Annotated in this window: 20 protein-coding genes; 5 read left to right on the top strand and 15 right to left on the bottom strand. The window is 64.9% G+C overall.

Features of this window, described 5'->3' with window-relative positions:
* Positions 1–153: 153 nt before the first annotated feature.
* Positions 154–1,992, bottom strand: a complete 1,839-nt coding sequence (locus J7I89_RS15140) for an ABC transporter ATP-binding protein (protein WP_214971892.1) — start codon at positions 1,990–1,992, stop codon at positions 154–156.
* A gap of 79 nt (positions 1,993–2,071) precedes the next feature.
* On the opposite strand from J7I89_RS15140, the gene J7I89_RS15135 reads away from it, so the two are divergent.
* Positions 2,072–2,701 (top strand): PH domain-containing protein, encoded by a 630-nt coding sequence (locus J7I89_RS15135; protein WP_214971890.1) that lies wholly within the window; start codon positions 2,072–2,074, stop codon positions 2,699–2,701.
* Between the two features lie 25 nt (positions 2,702–2,726).
* Here J7I89_RS15135 and J7I89_RS15130 read toward each other — a convergent pair whose 3' ends face one another.
* The 4 genes from J7I89_RS15130 to J7I89_RS15115 all read right to left on the bottom strand — a co-directional run bounded on the left by J7I89_RS15130 (position 2,727) and on the right by J7I89_RS15115 (position 9,623).
* Positions 2,727–3,866, bottom strand: coding sequence for an ABC transporter permease (locus tag J7I89_RS15130; protein ID WP_214971888.1), 1,140 nt, complete (start codon positions 3,864–3,866; stop codon positions 2,727–2,729).
* Positions 3,863–5,404, bottom strand: coding sequence for an ABC transporter permease (locus tag J7I89_RS15125; RefSeq protein ID WP_214971886.1), 1,542 nt, complete (start codon positions 5,402–5,404; stop codon positions 3,863–3,865). Before J7I89_RS15125 ends, J7I89_RS15130 begins: the two co-directional genes overlap by 4 nt.
* Before the next feature lie 183 nt (positions 5,405–5,587).
* Complete coding sequence (locus J7I89_RS15120; protein ID WP_214971883.1) at positions 5,588–7,351, bottom strand: ABC transporter family substrate-binding protein; 1,764 nt, start codon at positions 7,349–7,351, stop codon at positions 5,588–5,590.
* 505 nt (positions 7,352–7,856) lie between these two features.
* Positions 7,857–9,623, bottom strand: a complete 1,767-nt coding sequence (locus tag J7I89_RS15115; RefSeq protein WP_214971881.1) for a GNAT family N-acetyltransferase — start codon at positions 9,621–9,623, stop codon at positions 7,857–7,859.
* Between the two features lie 84 nt (positions 9,624–9,707).
* Between J7I89_RS15115 and J7I89_RS15110 the strand changes: the two genes are divergently transcribed.
* Positions 9,708–10,487, top strand: a complete 780-nt coding sequence (locus tag J7I89_RS15110) for an alpha/beta fold hydrolase (RefSeq protein WP_214971880.1) — start codon at positions 9,708–9,710, stop codon at positions 10,485–10,487.
* Between the two features lie 45 nt (positions 10,488–10,532).
* On the opposite strand, the gene ychF is transcribed toward J7I89_RS15110, so the two are convergent.
* Positions 10,533–11,618 (bottom strand): redox-regulated ATPase YchF, encoded by a 1,086-nt coding sequence (gene ychF, locus J7I89_RS15105; protein ID WP_104136879.1) that lies wholly within the window; start codon positions 11,616–11,618, stop codon positions 10,533–10,535.
* A 159-nt stretch (positions 11,619–11,777) separates the two neighbouring features.
* On the opposite strand from ychF, the gene J7I89_RS15100 reads away from it, so the two are divergent.
* Positions 11,778–13,085, top strand: coding sequence for a DNA recombination protein RmuC (locus J7I89_RS15100; protein ID WP_251045378.1), 1,308 nt, complete (start codon positions 11,778–11,780; stop codon positions 13,083–13,085).
* Positions 13,086–13,094: 9 nt separating this feature from the next.
* On the opposite strand, the gene J7I89_RS15095 is transcribed toward J7I89_RS15100, so the two are convergent.
* Entirely contained in the window at positions 13,095–14,171 is a 1,077-nt protein-coding gene (locus J7I89_RS15095; RefSeq protein WP_056636064.1) for a 4-hydroxy-3-methylbut-2-enyl diphosphate reductase, read from the bottom strand.
* A 51-nt stretch (positions 14,172–14,222) separates the two neighbouring features.
* Positions 14,223–15,071 carry a hypothetical protein gene (locus J7I89_RS15090; RefSeq protein WP_214971879.1) on the bottom strand — a complete coding sequence of 283 codons (849 nt, stop codon included), beginning with the start codon at positions 15,069–15,071 and terminating at the stop codon, positions 14,223–14,225.
* A 179-nt stretch (positions 15,072–15,250) separates the two neighbouring features.
* Here J7I89_RS15090 and xseA point away from each other — a divergent pair, with 179 nt between their 5' ends.
* Both xseA and J7I89_RS15080 read left to right on the top strand, forming a co-directional pair.
* Positions 15,251–16,573, top strand: coding sequence for an exodeoxyribonuclease VII large subunit (gene xseA / locus J7I89_RS15085; protein WP_214971878.1), 1,323 nt, complete (start codon positions 15,251–15,253; stop codon positions 16,571–16,573).
* Between the two features lie 68 nt (positions 16,574–16,641).
* Entirely contained in the window at positions 16,642–16,893 is a 252-nt protein-coding gene (locus tag J7I89_RS15080; protein WP_214972112.1) for an exodeoxyribonuclease VII small subunit, read from the top strand.
* A 51-nt stretch (positions 16,894–16,944) separates the two neighbouring features.
* On the opposite strand, the gene J7I89_RS15075 is transcribed toward J7I89_RS15080, so the two are convergent.
* The 7 genes from J7I89_RS15075 to rsgA form a co-directional block, all read right to left on the bottom strand.
* Entirely contained in the window at positions 16,945–17,799 is an 855-nt protein-coding gene (locus tag J7I89_RS15075) for a polyphosphate kinase 2 family protein (RefSeq protein ID WP_214971877.1), read from the bottom strand.
* Between the two features lie 36 nt (positions 17,800–17,835).
* Complete coding sequence (locus J7I89_RS15070; protein ID WP_214971875.1) at positions 17,836–19,056, bottom strand: pyridoxal phosphate-dependent aminotransferase; 1,221 nt, start codon at positions 19,054–19,056, stop codon at positions 17,836–17,838.
* A 226-nt stretch (positions 19,057–19,282) separates the two neighbouring features.
* Entirely contained in the window at positions 19,283–20,239 is a 957-nt protein-coding gene (locus J7I89_RS15065) for an ABC transporter substrate-binding protein (protein WP_214971872.1), read from the bottom strand.
* Entirely contained in the window at positions 20,236–20,982 is a 747-nt protein-coding gene (locus J7I89_RS15060; protein ID WP_214971870.1) for an ABC transporter permease, read from the bottom strand. Before J7I89_RS15060 ends, J7I89_RS15065 begins: the two co-directional genes overlap by 4 nt.
* Entirely contained in the window at positions 20,979–21,692 is a 714-nt protein-coding gene (locus tag J7I89_RS15055; protein WP_214971869.1) for an ABC transporter permease, read from the bottom strand. The genes J7I89_RS15060 and J7I89_RS15055 overlap by 4 nt, the downstream gene beginning before the upstream one ends.
* Entirely contained in the window at positions 21,692–22,789 is a 1,098-nt protein-coding gene (locus tag J7I89_RS15050; protein ID WP_285290227.1) for an ABC transporter ATP-binding protein, read from the bottom strand. The genes J7I89_RS15055 and J7I89_RS15050 overlap by 1 nt, the downstream gene beginning before the upstream one ends.
* Positions 22,790–22,964: 175 nt before the next feature.
* Entirely contained in the window at positions 22,965–24,188 is a 1,224-nt protein-coding gene (gene rsgA, locus J7I89_RS15045; protein WP_214971868.1) for a ribosome small subunit-dependent GTPase A, read from the bottom strand.
* Positions 24,189–24,315: the final 127 nt, after the last annotated feature.

The raw sequence follows: 24,315 nt of genomic DNA, 5'->3' as shown, positions 1-24,315 counted from the left end.
GGAAGATGGGCTACATAAGCAGGAAGCCTACCCGCGAGTAGTCCAAATAGTAGTACTCCGTTGCCAAACCGTGACCCGGGTCCCATCCTTCGCCGGGGCGGATTTCAAGTCACAAGTTACTGGCTGGTACCATACGCCGAAAGGTGGCGCCGGTTACTCTCCGCCGGCGGCCAGCAGCTGCGCCCGGAGTTCGCGGCGTTCGCGCTGCTTTTCCGGGTCCGGCAGCGGTACGGCGGCCAAGAGGCGCTGGGTGTAGGGTTCCTGCGGGTTCCGCAGGATCTGGTCCCGGGTTCCCTGCTCCACGATGCGGCCGCGCTGCATGACGCAGATGTGGTCCGCCAGGACATCCACCACCGCGAGGTCGTGGGTCACGAACAGGCAGGCGAACCCGAGCTCCTGCTGGAGGTTCTGGAACAGCTCCAGCACCTTGGCCTGCACCGACACATCAAGCGCCGACGTGGGCTCATCGGCCACCATCAGCTTGGGCTTGAGTGAGAGTGCCCGCGCAATGCCCACGCGCTGCTTTTGCCCGCCGGACAACTCGTGCGGATACCTGTTCCGGTAATCACGCGGCAGCTCCACCTGGTCCAGCAGGGCCTCAATCCGCTTCTGCAGGTCACCGCCCTTCGCCACCCCGGCCAGGTACATGGGCTCGCCGATGCTTTCTCCGATGGGCAGGCGCGGATTCAGCGACGAGGAGGGGTCCTGGAACACCATTCCGATGTGCCGCCGGACCTGGTGGAGCTGCTTTCCGTTTTTCTTGGCCGCGGAAATGTCCTGCCCCACGACGCGCATCGATCCGGCCGCGACCGGCAACAGTCCCACGGCTGCACGACCGATGGTGGTCTTGCCGGAGCCTGACTCCCCCACGAGCCCCACCACTTGACCGGGGTAGATGGTCAGGTTCGCACCCTCAACGGCCCGGAATGCCGGCACGCGCCCCTGTTTCGGGTACTCGATGGCAACGTCCGTCAGTTCGAGGACCGGCTCGCCTACGGGCCGCGCAGCCTCGGCAGCGGCCAGCGCCGCTGCGTTCTCGCGTTCACGCCGGAGCAGTTCGTCGTGGTCCACCGACTCGAGCTCGGCGTGCGTGGCGGCGGCAAGGGCGGCCGTCACGTCCACCTCCGCCTCGGCGTCCGCCCCGCCCTGGCCCAGATGCGGGACGGCGGCAAGGAGCGCCTGGGTGTAGGGATGCTGTGGGTTGTGGAAAATCTGCTCGGCCGTGCCGGTTTCCACGATCAGGCCCCTGCGCATGACGGCGATCCGGTCCGCGAGGTCGGCCACGACGCCCATGTCGTGGGTAATCAGGACGATGGCGCTGTCGAGCTTGTTCCGCAGGTTCCTCATGAGGTCAAGGATTTCCGCCTGCACGGTCACGTCCAGGGCTGTGGTGGGCTCGTCGGCGATCAGCAGTTTGGGGTCGCAGGAGAGCGACTGGGCAATCATCGCGCGCTGGCGCTGGCCGCCGGAAAGCTGGTGGGGGTAGGACCTGAAGGCCTTCTCCGGATCCGGCAGCTCCACCAAATCCAGCATGCGCAGTGCGCGTTCGCGGGCCTCGTCGGGCGACACCTCGTTGTGCAGGCGCACTGTTTCCACGATCTGCGCCCCCACCGTGTAGACCGGGTTGAGCGCCGTCATGGGCTCCTGGAAGATGACGGCCACGTCCTTGCCGCGGACGCTGCGGATGTTGGCAGCGTCCGCTCCGAGCAGTTCCTTGCCGGAGAGCTTCACGCTGCCGGAGACCCGGCTGTTGCTGGGCAGCAGTCCCAGCAGCGCCATCGAACTGGCGCTCTTGCCGGACCCGGATTCCCCCACGATGGCCAGCACCTCGCCGGCGCGGACTTCGTAGTTAAGTCCGACGGCGGCCGGCACCCACTTCTTGTCCACGCCGAAGTCAACGCTCAGGTTGCGCACTTCCAGCACGACCGCACCTTTTTCATCCGGCCTGGAATCGGCGCCTCCGGCGTGCTCTGGGCTGATGTAGTCAGTCATGTTGGGGTTTTCCTTCCACCCGGGCCAGCGGAGCAGCTGAGATTAGTGCTGCGGCCGGGAATCCTGAATTATTGGGGGCATGAGCACTGCGCCGCATGCCGAAAACGCTGCAATTTTCAAAGCCCGCACCAACAAGTGGTTCGCCGGGCTTTCCTGGCTCGTGGCAGGCGTCGGCCTGGCCGGCATTGCCATAACGGGAGGGGCCGGGGCCCTGATCGGTGCGGGTCCGCTGCTGCTTATCGCGTACCTGGGCTGGCTGTTGTTCTGGCGCCCGGCGGTAGTGGTCCACGACGCCGGGGTCAGCCTCGAAAATCCCTTCCGGTCCATAGTTGTGCCGTGGGAAGCCCTGGTGAATGTGGATACGCGCTATGCGCTGACCCTGGTCACTCCGGCAAGAAGCTACGGCGCCTGGGCGGCGCCGGCGCCCGGCATCTGGGGCGGCCGCCACGCCCGCCCCGAAGATCTCCAGGGACTGGCTGGCAGCACGTACGGTCCGGGCAACTCCGTGCGCCCCGGCGACCTGAAGAGCACCGACTCCGGCCAGGCCGCGCAACTGGTGCGCGTCCGCTGGCAGGAGCTGGTCGAATCCGGGGCACTCGACGCGGGAAACGCCGAAACCACTCCGATTACGGTGAGGTACCGCTGGGCGGAACTGTCGGTCACCCTGTTTCTGCTCGCACTCAGCTTTTGGGGCGTGGCCCTGGCATAGCGACCGGCGTCGCTCGGGCAGCATGTCAGGCTCCCCTGGTCCCGCCGGCGGCCGTTCCGTCCGCCGCGGTTCCGTCCGTCGCCGCCACCGGCGTCTTGTCGGGAGCCATCGGGCTGCCCGTGTCCTTGGCCTTCCTGGCGTTGAACTTCTTCTGGCGTGGATCAAAAGCATCTCGCAGCCCGTCTCCGATGAAGTTGATGCTCAGGCAGATAAGCACGATGAAGACGCCCGGGTACCAGAACAGCCAGGGTCGGGTGGAAAACGCTTCCTGGTTTTGCGAAATAAGCAGGCCAAGGGACGTGTCCGGGGACTTAACTCCAACGCCCAGATAGCTCAGGGCCGTCTCGGTCAGGATCGCGGCTGACATCGTCAACGTCACGTTGACGATCAGGACACCGACAGCGTTGGGCAGGATGTGCTTGAAGATGATCCTCGCGTTGCTCGCCCCGGAAATCCTGGCGGCGTCCACAAACTCACGTTCACGCAGGCTCAGGAATTCTCCCCGCATGAGCCGCGCCAGGCCCACCCAGCTGACCAGGCCGAGGAAGATCCCCAGCGCCAGAACAGCGTTATTGCTGGTGAACGCCGAGAACCAGTTTCCGTCATCCCTGTTGCCCGCAATCTGCCCCATCACCGCGGCAAGGAGCAGGGCGGGAACGATGATGATGACATCGGTCAGCCGCATCAGGATCGCTTCCGTCCAGCCCCGGAAGTAGCCGGACAGGGCTCCCACGATCACGCCGATGAGTCCTGCGATGAGCCCGATGACCACCATGATGGTGATTGACTGCTGGGCGCCCCGCATGGTCATCGCGAACAGGTCACGTCCGATCCTGTCCTGGCCGAACGGGTGTTCCCCCCAGGCCAGCGGAAAAAGCGACGCTGTAGGCACGCCGTCGTTCACGAGCGGAGACACTTCCTCGTGGTCGTATTTCCACCAGCCTGGAATGCCGGCGTAGCCCACCGAGGTAAATGCCGCGACGAGGATCAGTGCGAAAACAATGAGTCCCACGATGGCGCCCGAGTGGCCGAGGAACCTTTTACGGACAATTTGTCCCTGGCTGAGGCCCTTGGCTTCGATGAGTGGTTCAATTCCCGCCGCGGGCTGATGCTTGAGGCTCGCCTGCTCGGCCACGATTTCATCCTGCTGACTCGGCTGGCTCATGCTTTCACCCTTACTCGTGGATCAAGCGCGGAGTAGGCAAGGTCCGCGATCAGGTTAAATGCCATGGCCGTGATGGCCACGCATACGAACACGCCCATGACGGGATTGGGGTCGACATGTTCGATGCCGTCGAAAAACAGGAACCCCATGCCGCGGACGGAGAAAACCCGTTCCGTAATGACGGCACCGCCAATCAGGGCCCCGATGTCGAAGGCGACGATCGTGGCTATCGGAATGAGGGCGTTGCGGAACGCGTGCCTCATGACGACGGTCCGTTCGGACAGCCCCTTGGCCCTCGCGGTCCGGATGTAGTCCATGTTCATGATTTCCAGCATGGAAGCGCGCGTGAAGCGTGTGTAGCCGGCCAGTGAAATGAGGATCAGCGCCGAGGTGGGCAGGATGAGGTGGGTGAACGAGTCCAGGCTCAAGACCCAGAAGTCGCCTTCGATGTTGGGGGTGGTGGCGCCAATGGTTGCGATGGGCCGCCCCCGGACCCTGCTGTTATCGAAATACGTGGGCCAGGCCTGCATGAAGCGGTCCAGGAGGATCAGGAAGGCCACAAGGAACGACGTCATTCCGGCCGCCCGCATGGACTGACCGCGGTCGTAGCCGCCCACGAAGTAACCGATTGCCACGCCGACGAGAACGGTTGCGACCGCGAGGAGGACGATCATGAGGAACGTTGCCTGATTGAGCAGCGGCTGGATGGCGAAGTACGCAACTACGCCGGCGCCCACGGCGAGGAGTGCTGACTGCAGCGCCTTGCGGTTCTTGAGGCCAGCTGTGAGGAGGGTGACGGCGTAGGCGAGTCCGACGCCGGCGATGGCGATGACCACAGGCCCCAGGCCCGGCGTCTTGAACCAGAGCGTGACCGAGAAATAGATGAGGACGGCGGTGACCACCGCAAATACGATGCCTCCGGTCAGTACCCTCCGTTTGGGCTCGCCACCGGCGACGATGGCGGCGACAATACCCAACACCGCACCGATGCCTATCGCTGCGGGCAACGGAATTTCAGGGTTCCGAAGAAAATTGTTAAACCCGATGGCCCCGAATTCCTTGAGGAGAACAGCCACCCAGAAGATCGGCAGCGAGAAGAACAGAAAGGCCATGAAGGTCACGCCGTAGTCCAGGGTGCTGTACTGGCGGAGGGCCGTGATGATCCCGAGCGTGATGCCGACGAGGATGGCGAGGACTGTGGCGGCCGTCACGAGTGTCAGCGTCTGGATCAGGGCGTGGCCCAGGGCATCGGTGATGGGCTGGTTCGCCGTATTCCGGCCGAGGTCACAGGTACCGGCGAACGGGATCAGGCACTGCGAGGCGCCGGCGAGCCATTTGAAATACCGGATGGGAGCGGGCGTATCAAGGTCCAGCAGGTTTGAGCGGGCCTCCATCAGCTGCTCCCGGTTGGGAGCGTTGCTGGCACGGAGTTCAGCCAGTGGATCCCCTGACGCCGCTGTCAGGAGATACACGAGGAAGGATGCGCCCAGGAGGATGAGCGCTGCGGTGACGAGCCGCCGGACGATATAGGTCAACATGGTGAGTACCTCTGATTTGGTGACCGGGGATCCGCCCGGTCAGCTCGCCGTCATGGTTCTCCACCGCGCACGGACCCGTTAATCGGCCAGTGCGGGTGGTCGCCTTGGCGCTAGAAAGCGCCGGGACCGTGGTGCATGTGGTCCCGGCGCCTGCACTAGCCCGTCAGGCTTGGGCCCGGAGGCTTACTTGACCTGCCAGTCCCAAACATTCCACCAGACTCCGCGCTGGCCGGGGCTGGACTTCACGCCGGTGAAGCGGTCGCTGATAGCGGCAACGCCGACCGTCTGGAACAGGGGAACGCCATAGGCTTCGTCCCAGATGAGCTTGTCGATCTGGGCGGTCAGTTCATCCTGCTTGCCCTTGTCCGTGGTGACGATCAACTCGTCCATGAGCTTGTCCGCTTCGGCGCTCTTGAACCCGTTGAAGTTGCTGCCGCCGGTGCTCTTGAAGATCTGCGGAACGCCGGACACGCCGACACCGGAGTTGATCCAGCCGAAGATGGTGGCATCGTAGCTGCCGTCACCCAGGGTGCCGCTCCAGTCGGACGCTCCCAGGCCGCCGTCGACGATCTTGAAGCCGGCTTTGGCAGCCGATTCGCGGATCAGGGAGAAGGCGTCGACCCGGTTGGGGTTGTCCTTGTTGTACATGATCTTGATTTCCGGAGTTGCTCCGGCGAGGAGTTCCTTGGCGCCGGCGATGTCAACGGAAGCGTAGTTCGCGGAACCGTTGTTCTTGACGGCGTCGGCGTACTTGGCCTGCGAGGGCAGGAAGAGCTCGGAATCCAGCGGCTTGGAATTCGGATCGAGCTTCTTGACGATCTTGTCCACGATGTCCTGGCGCGGGACCGTCTTCATGAACGCTTCACGGACTTTCTTGTCCTTGAAGGGGCCGGAGAAGTTCAGGTCCAGGTGGTCGTAGGCAAGTTCGCCGTAGCTCTCGGTGGTTACGCCTTGGCTCTCCAGTGCCTTGAGCTGTTCCAGGGTGTCGGCCGAGGGCTGCGGGGCGATGATGTCCGCCTCGCCGTTCTTGAGCGCCTGGACCGCTGCCGGTGCTGAGCCGATGTAGCGGATGGTGATTTCATCCAGGTGGGCCTCGGGACCCCAGGTGTAGTCCTTGTTCTTAACGAGGGTCATGGACGCATCCTGCTCGATGCTCTTGACGATGTAGGGCCCGCTCGAGAGGTACAGGGACGGATCGCTCGGCAGCGTCTTGGAGTCGAAGCCGGAGTTCCAGAAGTCCGCAACCTTCTTGAGTTCGGCGTTGACCTTCGGTGCCTTGGAGTCGCCGCGCGGAGTCTTCTTGAGGAGGTCGATCAGTGCCTTCTCGTCTGCCAGGCCGCCCTTCTTGGCCACGACGTGTGCCGGCATGTCCATGTCAAAGGCGATTTCCCAGTCAGCGAAGGGCTTGGCGTACTTCAGGGTGATGGACCGGCCGTCGTCGCCGATTTCCGGGAACTCGGTCAGGTTGAGCCCGCTGGTGTCGGCGGCGGTGGTGAAGTACGTGGTGCCGGTCTTCGCGTCGGCGTCAGCGTCGTCGTAGTAACCGGAGTTGGCCGCCCAGGAGAGGAGGAGGTCGCCGGCGTCGATAGCTTCGCCGTCGGACCACTTCACGCCTTCATTGACGGTGTATTTGACCGTCAGCGGATCATCTGAGACCTTTTCGTATTTGCCGAACTTGTCGTTGTGGACAATGTTGAGTTTGTCGTCCACGTAGTAGAAGCCCGAGCGGGTGATGTAGCTGATGTTGCCGTTGATGTCGCTGTTTCCGTCGGCAGATCCCTGGTTGAACGACGAGAAAGCGTTGACTTCAACAACGGTGGCGTTGCCACCCTGCTTACCGGCTGCGGCGCTGGTCGGGGTTGTCCCGGTGTTGCCCGCGCAGGCGCTGAGGGCAAGAGCAGCAACAGCTGCAACGCCCACTGCTTTGGAAATACGACCGAAGCGCATTCCGCCTCCTTGTTTCTTTTAGTGTGGAAAAGACCGCCGCTGTAGGCGCCGGCCAGACCGCCAAATCCCCCCAGTGAGCATGTGGCGTGTCTCACATGAGATGTAGCCTAGACCCCAACCCCGCCCCCGCGGTCCGAAAGTTGTCCCTCAGTAAAGGTTGTTACCGAGATGCAACCTACCCGGAACCGCGGAGGAATTGTCGTAAGGATTCCTTGCCCTGTGCAACGTTGACAGCTATGCAAGCCAATCACAACAAAGCCCCGATCCAAGGGATCGGGGCTTTTGAGTGTTAATTCTCAATCACTCAGCTGGGGCACGATCAGACCATCGCCGCCACTGCCCGGGCCACTGGGCCGATCCTCGTCACCACCGATCAGGAGCCGCGGTTCAACGAACTGCCCGGCGTGACCGCCCGCGTGCTGAGCTGAGGTCCACAAGCTGCCGTCAGTCGTAGGGCTGGACCCGTAGTTACTCGAAACTCACCAACGACGCGCAGAGAAGGTGCCTATATGCTCCGTTTCAGCCCGACGTGGGCAGTCCGATATCCGAGTCGGGTGTAGAAGGCTCGAGCCCGTTCCCGTGCTTCGTCGGTGGTCACCTGTGCCAGTTGCGCCCCACGCGCACGCCCAAAATTGTGTGCCCACTCAAGCATCGCGGTGCCCAAGCCATGTGAACGTTCCGCGGCCGCAACTCGCAGTCCCTCGATCTGTAGTCGGGAAGAACCACCCCGGGAAAGACCTGGAATGACGGTCAATTGCATCGTGGCAACGATGCGATCGGCACCATTGCGGACAACCCCCAGATAGTTGGAACTATCGCGAACAACCACGTTGTAGGCCGCCTCGTATCGTTCGAGCTCGACGCACTCACGATCGGGACCGAACTGATCATCAGACAGCAGCGCGGCGATGGCCTCAACATCATCGCGAGTCGCCCGTTCCAGCCTGAAGGTCCGGCCCGCCACCCGCAGCAGTCCTCGAACCGAGGATCGCGCATCCGCCTGCAAACGAGCGACCAGCAGATCAAGCCATCCGCCGACGTTGGCTCGAGCCTCAACGGTGTCGGGATAACGGCATCTCAAGTGCAAACCGGACTCGTCCAGGATGAACCAAAGCATGACGCTGTCGGTGTCCATTGTCGCGCTCACATAATGGGCGTCGAGTCCGACGGAGTCGATTCGCACCGGCAGTCTGCGCAGGTCCAGCCAGGAGATCGCGAACATACCCGGAGCTACGGGCATGCCGCACCATGGAGCCAGCACGTCCGCGAGCGGCCACGAGCCAAGCTGCACAGCCTCTTTTACCGCGGCCGCCGCAGCGTGCGGCTCGGCGACCGCCGACTCAAGTACCGAATTAGTAATGAACCAGCCGACTGAGTCATGCCAGTTGTCGTCGAAGCGGCTGTGCACGGGAAAAACGGCTCGCAGCGGGGTTCCCGCCAACTCGCGGGTCACCGCAGTCATCGCAACCACAGCGAGTGCGAGCGTCGAGACACCGTCGTTGCGGGCCTGCGCAGCAAATGCGGCACCGTCGTCGAGATCGAACACATCGCGCACTTCTACACGCTCGCGCTGCGGATGGGGCGCACCCAGGGGCAGTGGGAATCGGGGCATTACGCCGCCGCTGTCCCCGATGATGTCTTCCCATCGGTGACGCACGTGGTCCGGGGCCGCATTCCGATCTAGCAGTGCTTGCGTGTGTTCAACAAATGCGGGCGCTGGCCCCGGCAATGGTTCACGGCCCGCCCTCCCACCATCGAGCGCCGACAGCAGGTCGCGCGCGATCACCAGCATCGACCACATATCGACGTGGGCGTGGTCGGCCGCAATCACGACGGTGAGTCCAGCAGCAGTCTCCAATACGCACAGCCGGTGTGAGGGCTGTTGGTATGGCGAACATGCGGCATCGAGAATGTCCCGCACCGCGTCATTGACGGCCTGACCAGGAGATACCTGATGCTCGACCCAGGTTCCCGGACCAATATCAATTTCGTGAAGCTCCGGATCACCATCCACACCAGGAACGAATGCCGTTCGCAGTGTGCCATGACGGGCGACGACAGCCAGCCAGGCATCGGCAATTGACTCACGACGAGTTGGTGTAGGCAGCCGAAAAGACAATGCCATCCAGGAGCCGGGGCGGTCACCTGCCCCCACATGGAGCCGCTGGTCAAAGGACACTGGAAGACGCCGGTCGAGCGCAGACACACTGACGTCGTAGCCCCAAAGTCGTCCGAACGGTAGGCGCAGGTGCGTGACGTTGGTCAGCCGCATGGCAGTATCCTATCGCCCCAGATAGCCTGAATGCTCAACGCGGCCGCTCGAGGTGACGCGGCCAGTCACGAACCGAGGAGCCTGATGCCCACTTTCGAGGTTCCCGGAGCCGAGCTTGCGGTTGCTTTGAGCGACGAAGGTGGACACCCAATTGTGCAACTGCATGGCCTTACTTCAAGCCGCGCGCACGACCGGGTGCTCAACCTCGACCTCGGTCGAGGGCTTAGTGGAACCCGACTGCTGCGGTACGACGCACGCGGCCATGGCCGGTCGACGGGGCGGAAGGTCCCCGAGGACTATCAATGGCAAAGCCTCGCCGAAGACCTCCTGCGACTGCTCGATCACTGGTTCCCAGGCGAACGTGTCCACGGAGTTGGTCCCTCCATGGGTACCGGCACACTCTTGCACGCCGCTTCCCGCGAGCCAGACCGCTTTACTGGGCTCACGCTTATGGTGCCACCCACCGCGTGGGAAACCCGACCTGCACAGGCTGCAAACTACCGAGTTGCCGCGGCGCTTATCGAATCTGACGGTGTCGAGGCATTCCTCGCCACCACGCGCGGAGCAACACCGCCGCCGGCCACAATTGGTGCGCCGGAGACGGTGCCCGACGTCGCCGACGCCCTATTGCCGTCGTTGTTTCGAGGCGCGGCACTCAGCGATCTGCCTGCTCCTGAGGCCGTCGCGCGAATCGACGTACCGACGACAATCTTGGCGTGGGTCGATGATCCGGGCCACCCGCTGTCAACCGCAGAATCCCTTGCCGCACTGCTCCCGCAAGCAACGCTGACGCTCGCCCGCACCCCAGGAGATGTCGAAACCTGGCCTAATATTCTGAGCCAAGATGTCGCCCGTCGGGGCTAACCGGCAATTCGCTCGACTACTTGCTCACATTGAAGCGGAACTCGGTTACACATTGAATCTAAATTCGACGACGTCGCCGTCGGCCATCACATATTCCTTGCCTTCGATGCGGACCTTGCCGCGGGACTTCGCCTCGGCCATGGAACCGGCAGCGATGAGGTCGTCGAAGGAGACGACTTCGGCCTTGATGAATCCGCGCTGGAAATCGGAGTGGATGACGCCGGCGGCCTGCGGCGCCGTGTCGCCTTGGTGGATGGTCCACGCGCGGGTTTCCTTGGGACCGGCCGTCAGGTAGGTCTGCAGCCCGAGGGTGTGGAACCCGACGCGGGCGAGCTGGTCCAGTCCGGATTCGTCCTGCCCGTTCATCTCCAGCATCTCGCGGGCTTCTTCCTCATCCAGCTCCACGAGGTCGGATTCCAGCTTGGCGTCGAGGAAGATGCAGTCCGCCGGTGCCACGAGGGCACGCAGCTCCTCCTGCTTTTCCGGGCTGCCGAGGATCCCTTCGTCCGCGTTGAAGACGTAGATGAAGGGCTTGGCGGTCAGGAGGCTGAGCTCCTTGAGGTGCTCCATCTCCAGTTTGTCGCTCTTGACCGAGGCGAAAATAGTGTCGCCACGTTCCAGGACAGCCTGGGCCGCCTTGATGGCCGCCAGCTCGGCGGCTTCCCGCTTCTTGATCTTGACTTCTTTTTCGATCCGGGGAATCGCATTTTCGATGGTCTGCAGGTCGGCCAGGATCAGCTCGGTGTTGATGGTCTCCATATCCGAGCGGGGATCCACCTTGCCGTCGACGTGAATGACATCGGGGTCATCGAACACGCGGACAACCTGCGCGATGGCCTCGGCCTCGCGGATGTTGGCGAGGAACTTGTTGCCCAGGCCTTCACCCTCCGACGCACCTTTCACGATGCCGGCGATGTCCACGAAGGACACCGGGGCCGGCAGCAGCCGCTGGGAACCAAAGATTTCCGCCAGCTTCGCCAGGCGGGGATCCGGCAGGTTCACGACGCCGACATTCGGTTCGATGGTGGCGAACGGGTAGTTCGCTGCCAGCACCTGATTGCGGGTCAGTGCGTTGAAAAGAGTTGATTTGCCGACGTTGGGCAGTCCGACGATGCCAATAGTAAGAGCCACGGACATTGATTCTACCGGTAATCGGTCCGGAACCATGCGGCCGCCCGAGGGTCGCCTCGACCGGTGACGGGCTCCGGACAGCAAGCCCGGCGGCCCGCGCGTAGCTGCGGTGCCGTTGCCTTCGGCAAAAATGTCACACCTGCATGCCACAGTGAAGGCATGGAACCTTTTGCAGTCATTCTTGCCCTACTGATGCTGTTGCTGGGCGCCTTGGCAGGCGCTGCCTTCGCTTACACGGCCTTGCGCCGCCGGAGTGCCGCCCTGGAAGCCGACTTCGACGGCGTTTCGGCGCGGCTGTCTGACGTGAGCGCCCAGTTCGCCGCCGCCGACGCGGAGCGGAGACTTCTAGCAGCACAAAACCGGGAGCTGGGTGAGTCCCGCCAGCAGGACGGCAGTGTGCTGCGGGCCCTGGCACCGGTGGCGGAAAAGCTGACTGCCGTGCAGCAGCAGGTCTCCCTGCTGGAGCGGGACCGGCTGGAACAGTACGGGCAGCTGGCACAGCAGCTGCAGGAGGCCAGGCTCTCGGACGAACAGCTGATGCGCTCCACGCACGCCCTCGAATCGGCGCTCCGCTCCAACAGCGCACGCGGCCAGTGGGGCGAAGTCCAGTTGCGCCGGGTGGTGGAGGCCGCCGGCATGCTCCGCCACGTCGATTTCCACGAGCAGCTCCACAGTTCCGGGGCTGAGGCCTCGGTCCGTCCGGACCTCGTGGTTCAGCTTCCGGGTGACAAGCAGCTCGTCGTGGACGCCAAGGTGCCGCTGTCCGCATACCTCCAGGCGCAGGAGCTCGGCCAGCCGGCCGGCGACCGGCCGGGGCTGAGCCAGTCCTCCCAGCAGGATCTCATGGCCGCACACGCAAAGGCCCTCAAAGCCCACGTGGATGCCCTCAGCAGCAAGAAGTACTGGGACATCTCGGGAAACTCACCGGAGCTTGTCATCTGTTTCCTGCCCGCCGAGTCCATCCTCGCCGCCGCGCTCTCCGCCGATCCCGCCCTGCTGGACCATGCACTCTCCAAGAACGTGGTGCTTGCCTCCCCCGGCACCCTGCTGGCGGTGCTCAAGTCCGTTGCGTTCACCTGGCGCCAGGACGTCCTCACAGACAGCGCCCGCGAACTGTTCGAGCTCGCCCGGCAACTGTACGAACGCATGGGGACTCTCGGCGAAAACGTCAGCAAGCTGGGGTCGTCCCTGAAATCCTCCGTGGACCGCTACAACTCGATGGTCGGCACCTTGGAGGCCCGGGTCCTCCCCACGGCCCGGAAGCTGAATGCCCTGGACGCCGCCGGGCTGGTCACGCCGCCGGCCGTCCAGGTCACCCCGCGGTCCGTTTCGGCGCCCGAGCTTCAGTCCAGGGACCAGGCAACGGGTCAGCTGGGCGCCGTGCAGGGAAGCTCAGTCCAGGGCACCACAGTCCAGGGCAGGGAAGGCGGAGAACCGGAGGCGGAGGCGGAAGAAGACGCAGCCTAGGGGCAGGACCTAGTTTGAACGCCTGCCACCGAGCGCCCGTGAGACGTCCCCGGCCTTCTTGAGCGTGGCACGAAGTTCCTTCGGCAGGGAGAAAAGCAGGTCCTCTTCCGCGGTGACAACTTCCTCCACGGCGTCGTAGCCGTAGTCGGACAGCAGACGGAGGACATCCTTGACGAGAACTTCCGGAACGGACGCTCCCGAGGTGACTCCCACCGTGGCGACGCCCTCAAACCAGGCTTCGTCCACCTCGTTGGCGAAATCCACGCGGTAGGAGGCCTTGGCGCCGTATTCGAGCGCCACTTCCACCAGGCGCACGGAATTGGACGAGTTCGCGGAGCCGACCACGATTACCAGGTCCGCCTGCGGGGAGATCTTCTTGATGGCAACCTGCCGGTTGGTGGTGGCGTAGCAGATGTCATCGCTGGGCGGGTCCTGGAGCGTGGGGAAACGCTCCTTAAGGAGCCGGACAGTTTCCATGGTTTCGTCGACGCTGAGGGTGGTCTGGGAAAGCCAGATGACCTTCTCCGGGTCCCGGACAGTCACTTTGTCCACTTCATGCGGGCCATTGATGATCTGGATGTGCTCCGGCGCTTCTCCGGCGGTGCCTTCCACTTCCTCGTGGCCGTCATGGCCGATCAGCAGGATGTCGAAGTCGTCCTTCGCAAAGCGGACTGCTTCCTTGTGGACTTTGGTCACCAAGGGGCATGTGGCGTCGATGGTGCGCAGTCCGCGGTCCTCCGCGGACTGGACGACGGCCGGAGACACTCCGTGGGCGGAGAAGATGACCAGGGCGCCTTCCGGGACCTCATCGGTTTCATCGACGAAGATGGCCCCCTGCTCCTCGAGCGAACTGACCACGTGCACGTTGTGGACAATCTGCTTGCGGACGTAGACGGGCGGGCCGTAGTGCTCCAGCGCCTTCTCGACGGCGATGACGGCGCGGTCCACGCCGGCGCAGTATCCGCGGGGAGCCGCCAGCAGAACTTTCTTGGGGCCGGCCACCGGCGCCGCCGCCAGCACTTCCTCCGGCGAACGCCGCCTGCGCGGGACTGTTGGCATCGAAAGGGAAACTGCTGAGGAGGTCATTTCTCCATGCTACCGGTTGACGGACTTCGGCCCGGGCGGGTTAGAGCTGGCTCACACCCGGCGTGCAGAGCGCCCGATGACCCGGATGAGCAGCCCCGCCGCCAGGAGAATTGCGCCGGCCACCGACGTGGCCAGGATCCAGGACGCAAACCCTCCGGCTGCCGCCGCCACGAACTCCCGTTTGAAGAGGTCCGCCATCTCGTTTCCGCTGGCAGTACTTGTCACAGCGTCCGAAGCCCAGCCGGATGCCAACGTCCACAGTCCGGCCAGTCCCAGCCCGCCCAGGCCGATCACTGCCAGCACTTTCCAGCGGCGCCGGGCCGTCACGAGCGCCAGCAAAAACGCCACACCGGCACCGAAGGCAAGGCTGTAACCGACCGGTGAGTACGCGGAAACGCGTTCGATCAGCTGGCGCTGGCTGGACTGTCCGATATTAATAAGCGTCTGCTTCGGAGCCTCCAGCGGGACGCCCACCTTGTCGGAGATCTGCTGTGTCGCCAGCGCAACGAGGGGGGCCACATCAAGGGTCAGGGTGGTGGCGGAGTCCGCTTCGGGCGGCAGCGTTGCCGGGTCAACGAAGTTGAGGCGGTGGCTCTTTCGCAGCGTTTCTTCCCAGGCGGCCGGGTACTCCGGCAAGCCGGTGAGCGATGCGGCCGCCGATTCCAGCACCGGACGCACCAGTTGGGCCACCGGACCGGGGAGCGTGGCCCCCGCATCGATGCTCCCCACCGCGGCGGTCGCCAGCCCCTTCTGAAAGGCCGGGTCCTTGCCCAGTGGTGCCGCGAGGGCCACAAAGCCATCCTCCTGCACGATGTTGCGGTCAACCCAGATGGCCGGAACGGCAACGGCGGACAACAGCAGACCAAGGATGACGGCCAAGGCCGCAACAAAAGAGCGCAAGGGATTCCTAGCTGGTCGGGTTCCTGGCTTGTCGTTGGGACACTGCCATCCTAGGGGCGCCGCCTCCCGATCAAAAATGTCGCCGCCCGGTGGTAGAGCTATGGATAGAGTTGGTTAACCCACCGCGAAGGCAAAGGACCGCCACATGCAACAGGCAATCACCGCCATCGGGGCTGCACATGGCTGAAAATGCCACCGTGCCGGCCGCCGGGCCCACCACGGTGCCTGCCACCGCGGCAGAAACGACGCCGGACAACCCCTGGCCGCTGCAGTTGCTCTCCCAGAAACTGAAGACCCACATCGAGCGGGCACCGGCAGCCTGGGTCGAGGGACAGGTCATTGAGCTGAACCGGCGCGGCAGCAGCGCATTCCTCACCCTCAGGGACGTGGATGCCGAAATTTCGCTGCCCGCGTCAATCTGGTCCAACGTCCTGGACCGCCAGGAAACGCCGCTTGAACGCGGCAGCAGGGTGGTGGCCCTCCTCAAGGCCGAATTCTGGCTGAAGACCGGGCGACTGAACATGTCAGTCAAGGACATCCGCCCCGTGGGCCTCGGCGACCTCCTCGCACGGATCGAGCGCCTGCGGCATGCCCTCGCCGCCGAAGGCCTCTTTGCCGAGTCGCGGAAAAAGCGTCTGCCGCTGCTCCCCCACCGGATCGGCCTCATCACCGGGCGCGACTCCGATGCCAAGAAGGATGTCCTCCGCAACGCCGCCCTGCGCTGGCCCGCGGTCGAATTCGAGATCCGCGAAGTCGCAGTCCAGGGAAACACGGCAGTCTCGCAGGTGGTCGGGGCACTCCGGGAACTCGACGCCCGCGCCGACGTCGACGTCATCGTCATCGCCCGGGGCGGCGGGGCGCTGGAGGACCTTCTGCCCTTCAGCAGCGAGGAACTCATCCGCGCCGTGGCCGCGGCGCGTACACCCGTTGTCAGCGCCATCGGCCACGAGGCCGACCGCCCCATCCTCGACGACGTGGCGGATCTCCGGGCGTCCACCCCCACGGATGCCGCCAAGCGGATTGTCCCCGAAGTCTCGGAGGAACTCGCCAGGGTCCGGCAGGCCGAAGCCCAGCTGCGCCGCTCTGTCACGCAGCTCGTGGCCCGGGAAACCGATCGCCTTGCGGCGGTGCGCTCCCGCCCCGTGCTCGCGGCTCCGGAAGGCATGGTCACCGCACGCGCCGAGGAGGTGGACCGGCTCACCCGCCGTTCCACCGCAGCCATCACCGCAGCCGTCACCCGAGCGGCCGATCAGCTGGTCCATCTGCAGGCGCAGGTCCGGTCCCTGTCACCGCAGCAGACCCTGGACCGTGGCTACGCCGTGGTCCAGCTATCCGGCAGCAAGGTTTCCGCCGGCGCGGGCGGCACTGTGGTGCGCCATCCTTCGCAGGCTCCCCGCGGAACCGGGCTCTCCATCCGTGTTGCCGGCGGGCGGTTCGGCGCCGAGTCCACCGGCGGACCCGATGCGCCGATGCCTGACCCCACGTTCCAAGGAGCCCCGTGAGCGACCCAACCAGCGGCACCAGCCAGACCAACGGAACCCACCCCACCGACACGACAGGCCAGACCAACATGACAGACCACTCCATCGGCACCGACCCCTCCAGCGCGGCGGCTTCCGCCGGCCAGTCAGACATCGAGTCCCTCAGCTACGAAGAAGCCAGGGAACAGCTGGTGGGCGTCGTGTCCAAGCTCGAAGCAGGCGGGACCAGCCTCGAAGACTCACTGGCACTTTGGGAGCGGGGCGAGGCAATGGCCAAGCGGTGTGAAGAGTGGCTCGAGGGCGCCCGCAAGAGGCTCGCAGCTGCCCGCAAGGACAGCTAACGCCCCGCAAGGACAGCCTGGCACCGCGCAAGCGGACCAGCCAGGCGCCGCTCAGGACCTCTCGGCCAGACGCCGCTCGGCCTCGACGTCGAACTCAGCCTTGGGCCACTCCAGCTTGAGCTCCATCAGCGCCTCGAGCAGCAACTGCTGCACCGCAATCCGGGCGTACCACTTCTTGTTCGCGGGCACTACGTACCAAGGGGCGTGTTCCGTGTTGGTCGCATCGAACGCAGCCTGATACGCCGCCACATAGTCATCCCAGAAGGCGCGCTCCTTCAGGTCCCCCGTGTTGTATTTCCAGTGCTTCTCCGGCTTGTCCAGCCGCGCCAGCAGCCGCTCCCTCTGCTCATCATTGCTGATGTTCAGCATGACTTTGATGACTCTGGTGCCCACTGCCGTCTGCCGGGCCTCGAACTCGTTGATGGCGTCGTAGCGCCGCTGGATTTCCTTCGGGTCGGCCCACCCGTGGACGCGATGGATCAGGACATCCTCGTAGTGGGAGCGGTCGAAGACACCCAGCATGCCGGCCGCAGGCACTTCCTTTTCGATCCGCCAGAGAAAGTCGTATGCCTTTTCTTCCGGCGTGGGCGCCTTGAAGGACTTGAACTGGACGCCCTGAGGATCCATGGCGCCCAGCACGTGCTTCACGATCCCGCCCTTGCCTGCGGTATCCATTCCCTGCAGGACCAGCAGGACCCTCTTGGTGCCCCCGAATTTGGACTCTGCGAACAGTTGCTCCTGCAATTCGGCCAGCTTGCCGTCAAGGTCGTCGAGCAGGACCTCGCCGTCGGCTTTGTTGCCCGTGTAGCCAGGCGTCGAGTCCGGATCGACGTCCGCAAGCCTGAACCCCTTGCCCACCTTCAAAGTTCCGGAGGGGAACTTCTCGAATTCCACGACGCCGGCCATGGGGACCTCTTTCCACAGGTTGTATGTGGGAACAGGCTAGTTCCCCGGATACCTGCTGAGGAAGTCTCCCATGCGTCCGATTGCTTCCTCGATGTCCTTGACGTTCGGCAGGGTCACCATCCGGAAGTGGTCGGGCCGCACCCAGTTGAAGGCCCGGCCGTGGGACACCAGGATTTTCTGCTCCTTCAGCAGGTCCAGGACGAACTTTTCGTCGTCCCGGATGTGGAAGACCTCGGGATCGAGCTTCGGGAACAGGTACAGGGCACCCCTGGCCTGCTGGGTGCTGACGCCGGGAATGGCGTTGAGCATGTCGTAGGCCTTGTTCCGCTGCTCGAGCAGCCGGCCGCCGGGCAGGATCAGGTCGTTGATGCTTTGGTAGCCGCCCAGCGCCGTCTGGATGGCGTGCTGCGCGGGAACGTTGGCGCACAACCGCATGTTGGCGAGCAGGTTGATGCCTTCGAGGTAATCCGAGGCGTCCTTCTTCGGCCCGGAAATGCCCATCCAGCCCGCGCGGTAGCCGCAGACGCGGTAGGCCTTGGACAGCCCGCTGAACGTCAGGCACAGGACATCGTCGCCGGTGAGGCCGGCCATGTTCACGTGAACGGCATCCTCGTACAGGATCTTCTCGTAGATCTCGTCGGCGAAGATGACCAGGCCGTGCTTTTCCGCCAGCGCCACGATCTTGCGCAGCGTGCCCTCCGGATACACGGCGCCGGTGGGGTTGTTCGGGTTGATGACCACGATGCCCTTGGTGCGCGGCGTGATCTTTGCTTCGAGATCGTCGAGGTCCGGCTGCCAGCCCGATTCCTCATCGCAGAGGTAGTGCACCGGACGGCCGCCGGCCAGCGCCACCGAGGCGGTCCACAGCGGATAGTCCGGCGTGGGGATCAGGATTTCATCCCCCTCCTCGAGCAGCGCCATCAGCGACATGGTGATGAGCTCGCTGACGCCGTTGCCGAGGTAGATGTCGTCCACATGGATGTTCTGGATGCCGCGCGTCTGGTAGTACTGCGAGACGGCCGTGCGGGCCGAGAAAATGCCGCGGGAGTCGCTGTACCCCTGGGCATGAGGCAGGTGGCGGATCATGTCCACCAGGATCGCGTCCGGCGCTTCAAAACCGAAGGGGGCCGGGTTTCCGATGTTCAGTTTGAGGATGCGGTGACCCTCTGCCTCCATCTGCTGGGCGGCCTGAAGAATCGGTCCACGGATGTCGTAAAGGACATTATGAAGCTTGGTGGACTGCTTGAATTCTGCCATTCATCAAATATGCCATATGCGGGATGTACTTCCGCGGAGACTTGGCTCACACTGCGCCGGCGGACCGGCGCAGTCCGGTGCCCCGCTCAGATGCCGACGGCGGCTGCCGGTACTCCCGTTTCCGGAGGAGTCCGGCAGCCGCCGTCGAGCTTTTGTTATGGGTCAGGGGGCGCTCCGGTGCCGGGCGGCACTGCGCTCCCTAAGGCACTGCGCTCCCTAACCGGTGCTACTTGACGATGCCCTTGTCCTTGAGCCAGGCCGCGGCGGCATCCTTTGCATTCTGCTTCTGGGTGCCGCTGACTGCGCGGTTGAGGTTGATAAGGTCTTCAGTGGTCAGGATCTTGGAGACGCTGTTCAGCGCCTCTTTGGCCTTGTCCGTCATCTTGGCCTCGTTGTAGAGGGGCAGCACCTGCTGCGCCTTGAAGTTGTTCTTGGGGTCGTCCAGCACCACCAGGTCGTTGTCCGCGATGGAGGGGGTGGTGGTGTAGATGTCTGCCACCTGCACGTCGTCCGTCAGGAGGGCCTGGAGCGTCAGGTTGCCGCCGCCGTCGCTGAACGGCTTGAGTGCCTTGAGTTCGCAGCCGTAGTTCTTCTTCAGCCCGGGGAACCCGTAGGCCCGGGTCTCGAACGTGGCCGGCGCTGCCATGGTGAAGTCCTTGCAGACCTTGGCCAGGTCCTCGATGGATTTCAGCTGGTGCTTTTCGGCGGTGGCCTTGGTGACCACCATGGCGTCCTTGGACTCGGCCTTGGCCGGTTCCAGCACTCCGAGGCCCTGGGGAAGCTTGTCCGGCAGTGCCTTGTAGATCTCCTCGGCGGCGACTTCGGGAGCCTCGGCATCCACATGGGAGAGCAGGTTTCCGGAATAGTCCGGAACGACGTCAACGGAACCGTCCTGGACAGCCTTGAAGTAGATCTCACGGGAGCCGATGTTGGGCTTTGTGGTGGCCGTGATGCCGGCCTGGTTCAGGGCGCCGGCGTAGATCTCCGCGATGATCTGGCTCTCGGGGAAGTCTGCAGAGCCGACCACGAGGGAGCCGCCCGCCGTCGCGCTGCCTGCGGTGGTGGTGGGGGAAGAGAGCGGATTGCCGCCGCCGCAGGCGGACAGGGTCAGGGCGATGCCGACACCTGCGGCGAGGCCGCCCAGGCCACGGCGGGTGAGGGTCGTGCGGATGGGGTGCTTCATGGGGTGCCTCCTTGAACAGCGGCCGCCGCGGGTGCGGCAGCCGTGAGATCGGTGGCGGCCTTGCGGCCGCCCTTGGAACCGGTGGAAAGTCCGGGGGAAACCAGCAGCCTCTGTACTGCGGCCAGGATGAGGTCGACGGCGATCGCCAGGCCCGCGATCAGCAGCGAGCCCGCCAGCATCCGCGGAAAGTCCTGCAGGACCAGTCCGTCGAAGAGGTAGCGGCCGAGGCCGCCCAGCGGGAGGTAGGCCACGACGGACACGGTGGCGATCACCTGGAGCACGGCCGTGCGGATGCCGCCGAACATCACCTGGAGTCCGTTGGGAAGCTCCACGCCGAAGAGGATCTGCAGTTCCTTCATGCCCACGGCCCGCGCCGCATCCACCACCGTGGGGTCCACGCTGGAGATGCCGGCGTAGGTGCCGGCGAGCAGCGGCGGGACGGTGAGGATCACCAGCGCCCACACGGGCGGCATGAGGCCGCTTCCGGCGATCAGGGCAAACAGCACCAGGAGTCCGAGCGTGGGCAGGGCTCGCAGGGCGCCGGCAACGGCCACGGCGGCAACCCGTCCCCTGCCGGTGTGCCCGATGTAGAGGCCCACCGGAACTGCGATGGCCGCGGCGATGACAAGGACCAGGCCGCTGTACTGCAGGTGTTCCAGCAGCCGCGTGGCGATGCCGGACCTCCCCGTCCAGTGTTCGGGGTCCGCGAGCCAGGCGAAGGTCTCGGTGAAGATGTTGCTCATGGCCTAGCTCCTGCATGCACCTTGGTTTCGGCGATGAGTTCGGCGCTCGACTTCGTATCAGTCCTGGCCGACCCGGCCGATACCCGGGTCCACGGCGTGAGCAGCCTCTCCAGCAGAACCAGCACCGCGTCCATCAGCAGCGCCAGCAGCAGGATGGCGACGATGCCCACCACCACTTCGGTGACGAAGGTCCGCTGCAGCCCGTCCGTGAACAGAATGCCGAGATTTCCCACCCCGAGCAGCGCGGCGACGCTCACCAGGGATATATTGCTCACGGAAACCACGCGGAGGCCTGCAAAAAGCACCGGCAGGGACAGCGGCAGGTCGATCTGCAGGAAACGGGCCGCCGGCTTGTAGCCCATGGCCACCGCGGCCTGCCGGAGGTCGTCATCCACGGAATCGAAGGCATCCATGGCCGCCCGAACCAGGAGGGCCACTGCATAGATGGTCAGGGCAACAACGACGTTGATCGGGTCCAAGATCCGGGTCCCCAGCAGCGGCGGCAGGATGATGAAAAGCGCCAGCGAGGGAATGGTGTACAGGAGTGAACTGACGGTGGTCACCAGGGACCTGAGCGCGGGGTGCCGCCGTGACAACTGGGCCAGCGGAATGGAGATCAGCAGGCCCAGGACCATCGGAACCAGGGCCAGGACCAGATGCTGTCCGGCCCGTTCAAAGACCATTCCGCTGTTCGCCAGGAACCACTCCATCAGAGCGCGCCCTGGCGGATCTGGCGGGCCGATTCGATGACGGCCAGCACTTCGGCCGCCCTGACGACGCCCGCGACCCGGCCGGCATCATCCACGGCGACGCCCAGCCCGGACGGCGAAGACAGGGCGGAGTCCAGGGCGCGCCGGAGGGTGTCTCCCGCCCGGAACAGCGAACCGCCAGGAATGAGTTCGGAGTCGGGGCCCGGGCCTTCCCAGCCCAGCGGCCGCGCTTCCGCGTCCACCACAAGCCGCCAGCCGTCTGCGGCCTCCGGACGCCCGGCCGCGCCGCCGTCCCTGGTGACTGTCGGCACCGGATGGACGGCGACGCCGTCGGCAGTGGTGAACGCAAGGTGCCGGAACCCGCGGTCGCGGCCCACGAAGGAGGCCACGAAGTCGTTGGCCGGGGCGCGCAGGATCTCCTCCGGAGTGGCGTACTGCGCCAGTTTGCCGCCGACGGCGAAGACCGCCACCTTGTCCCCAAGGACCGTGGCTTCGTCGATGTCGTGCGTGACAAAAACAATCGTCTTGGCAAGATCGCGCTGCAGCCGCAGGAGCTCCTGCTGGAGTTCGTCCCGCACCACCGGGTCCACTGCGCTGAAGGGCTCGTCCATAAGGAGCACCGGCGGATCGGCCGCAAGCGCCCGCGCCACGCCGACGCGCTGCTGCTGCCCGCCGGAGAGCTGGGACGGGTACCGCTTTCCCAGCCCCGAGGCCAGTCCCACGACGTCGAGCAGTTCCTCCGCACGCTTGCGTGCATCCGCCTTGGACACGCCGTTCAGGCGCGGCACCGTGGCAATGTTGTCCAGGACCGAGCGGTGCGGCATGAGCCCGGATGACTGCATGACGTAACCCATGGACCGCCGGAGTTCGGCGGCCGGCACCGTGGTGACGTCCCTGCCGCCGACCGTGATGGTTCCGGAGGTGGGCTCGACCATCCGGTTGATCATGCGCAGGGAGGTTGTCTTGCCGCAGCCTGATGGTCCGACGAACACCGTGATGGAGCCTTGGTCGATGGACATGCTCAACTCATCCACCGCCGGCTGCCCGCTCTGGTACTGCTTGGTGACGCTCTGGAACTCAATCATGGCTTCGGCCATTCCCGGGCTTACCTAACTGTTGGGCGGCAACATCGGACGGTCAAGCGAACTGATCATAAGCACGCTGATTTTTGGGTGTAAAGCACGTCTTGACAAAGCGTAACCAGTGCCTGCGGCAAAGTAACTGCCGGCACGGATACCGTAATCATTCGGAGACAACGCCGGTCCGGATGGGTCAGCGGTTACCGTACCTTTCAGCCGCGCGCTGGCTCCGTCCCGCCACGACCACTTTCTGGTGCCATTCCCGCTGGTACGCCCTCCGCGCCGCCGCATCATGGCGCCGGTTCAGGGCCGCCAGTTCGCGCTGCAGCTTCAGGTAGCTGGCCCACCGCCGGGTATCGAGGGTTTCGTCATCCAGCGCGGCGCGGACAGCGCAGCCCGGCTCCCGATCGTGGGCACAGTCGGAAAAGCGGCACTTCCCGAAGAGCTCCTCCAGGTCGCCAAAAATCTCGCCCATGCCCTCGTCCGCGTCGAAGAGCCCGAACCCGCGCACGCCCGGCGTGTCCATGAGCACGGCGCCGTTGGGCAGCGGCACGAGCTCCCGTGACGTGGTGGTGTGCCGTCCCCTGCCGTCGGCGGCCCGCACGTCCCCGGTCGACTGGACGTCGTGGCCTGCGAGCGCGTTGATGAGCGTGGACTTGCCGGCGCCGGAGGGGCCCAGCAGCACGAGCGTCCGGCCCGGCAGCACATGCGCGAGCAGCTCGTCCAACCCGTCGCCCTGTTCTGCCGACGTGGTCACCACGTCGACGCCGGCGGCCTGCAGGATCACTTTCCCGACGACGTCGTCGGCGATGTCCGCCAGGTCCGCCTTCGTGATGATCACCAGGGGCGTGGCCCCGGAGTCCCAGGCGGCAACGAGGGTCCGTTCCAGCCTGTTGTGGGTCAGCGGGCGGTCTACCGGCACCACGACGCCCACCACATCGATGTTGGCGGCGAGGACCTGGGCTTCGGAGGAGGCTTCGTAGGCGCGCTTTCGGCTCAGCTCCGAAGTTCGGGGCAGCACCCCGACGATGGCGGGTTCGCCCGCCCGGTTGTGCCCGAGCCAGACCCAGTCGCCGGCCGACGGCACCGCCGGAGCCGCCGGAGGCTCCCCCGCGCCGGCCGTCGGATGCCTGACGGCCGAGGCCGTCGGATGCTTGGCAGCCGAGGGGTAGGGCAGCTGCATGAGGCCGTCCGCGGTGGCGGCCACCACGCGGTTGCGGTCTACCCGCACCACGCGCGCCGGAACGTTCCCGCCGTCAACGGGATGGGCCGCGAAATACAGTGCGGCGGCCTCCGTGAAGCCGTAGCGGACGGGTCCCCGCAGCCCGTCCGGGGCAGTGCGGGGGTCAGTGGACGGGCGTGATTTTTCGGTTGACGCTTGAATTGGGCTTGCTGAATTGCCTGAAGGATTTTTCACTGTGAACCTCGGGTGGGGCCCCCGGGCGCCGGGCCTGCTTCCGCAACGGGGTGATGCGCTTAGTGAATGGCGGTGCGGAGGCTGCGGCTGTATGCCGCTTAGGCGGTGCGCAGTACCGGGGCAGGAG

The sequence above is a fragment of the Arthrobacter sp. ISL-5 genome, assembly GCF_018613835.1.
Lineage (GTDB): Bacteria > Actinomycetota > Actinomycetes > Actinomycetales > Micrococcaceae > Arthrobacter.
Note: the sequence above shows the minus strand (reverse complement) of the source record. Positions and strands in the feature narration are given on the sequence as shown.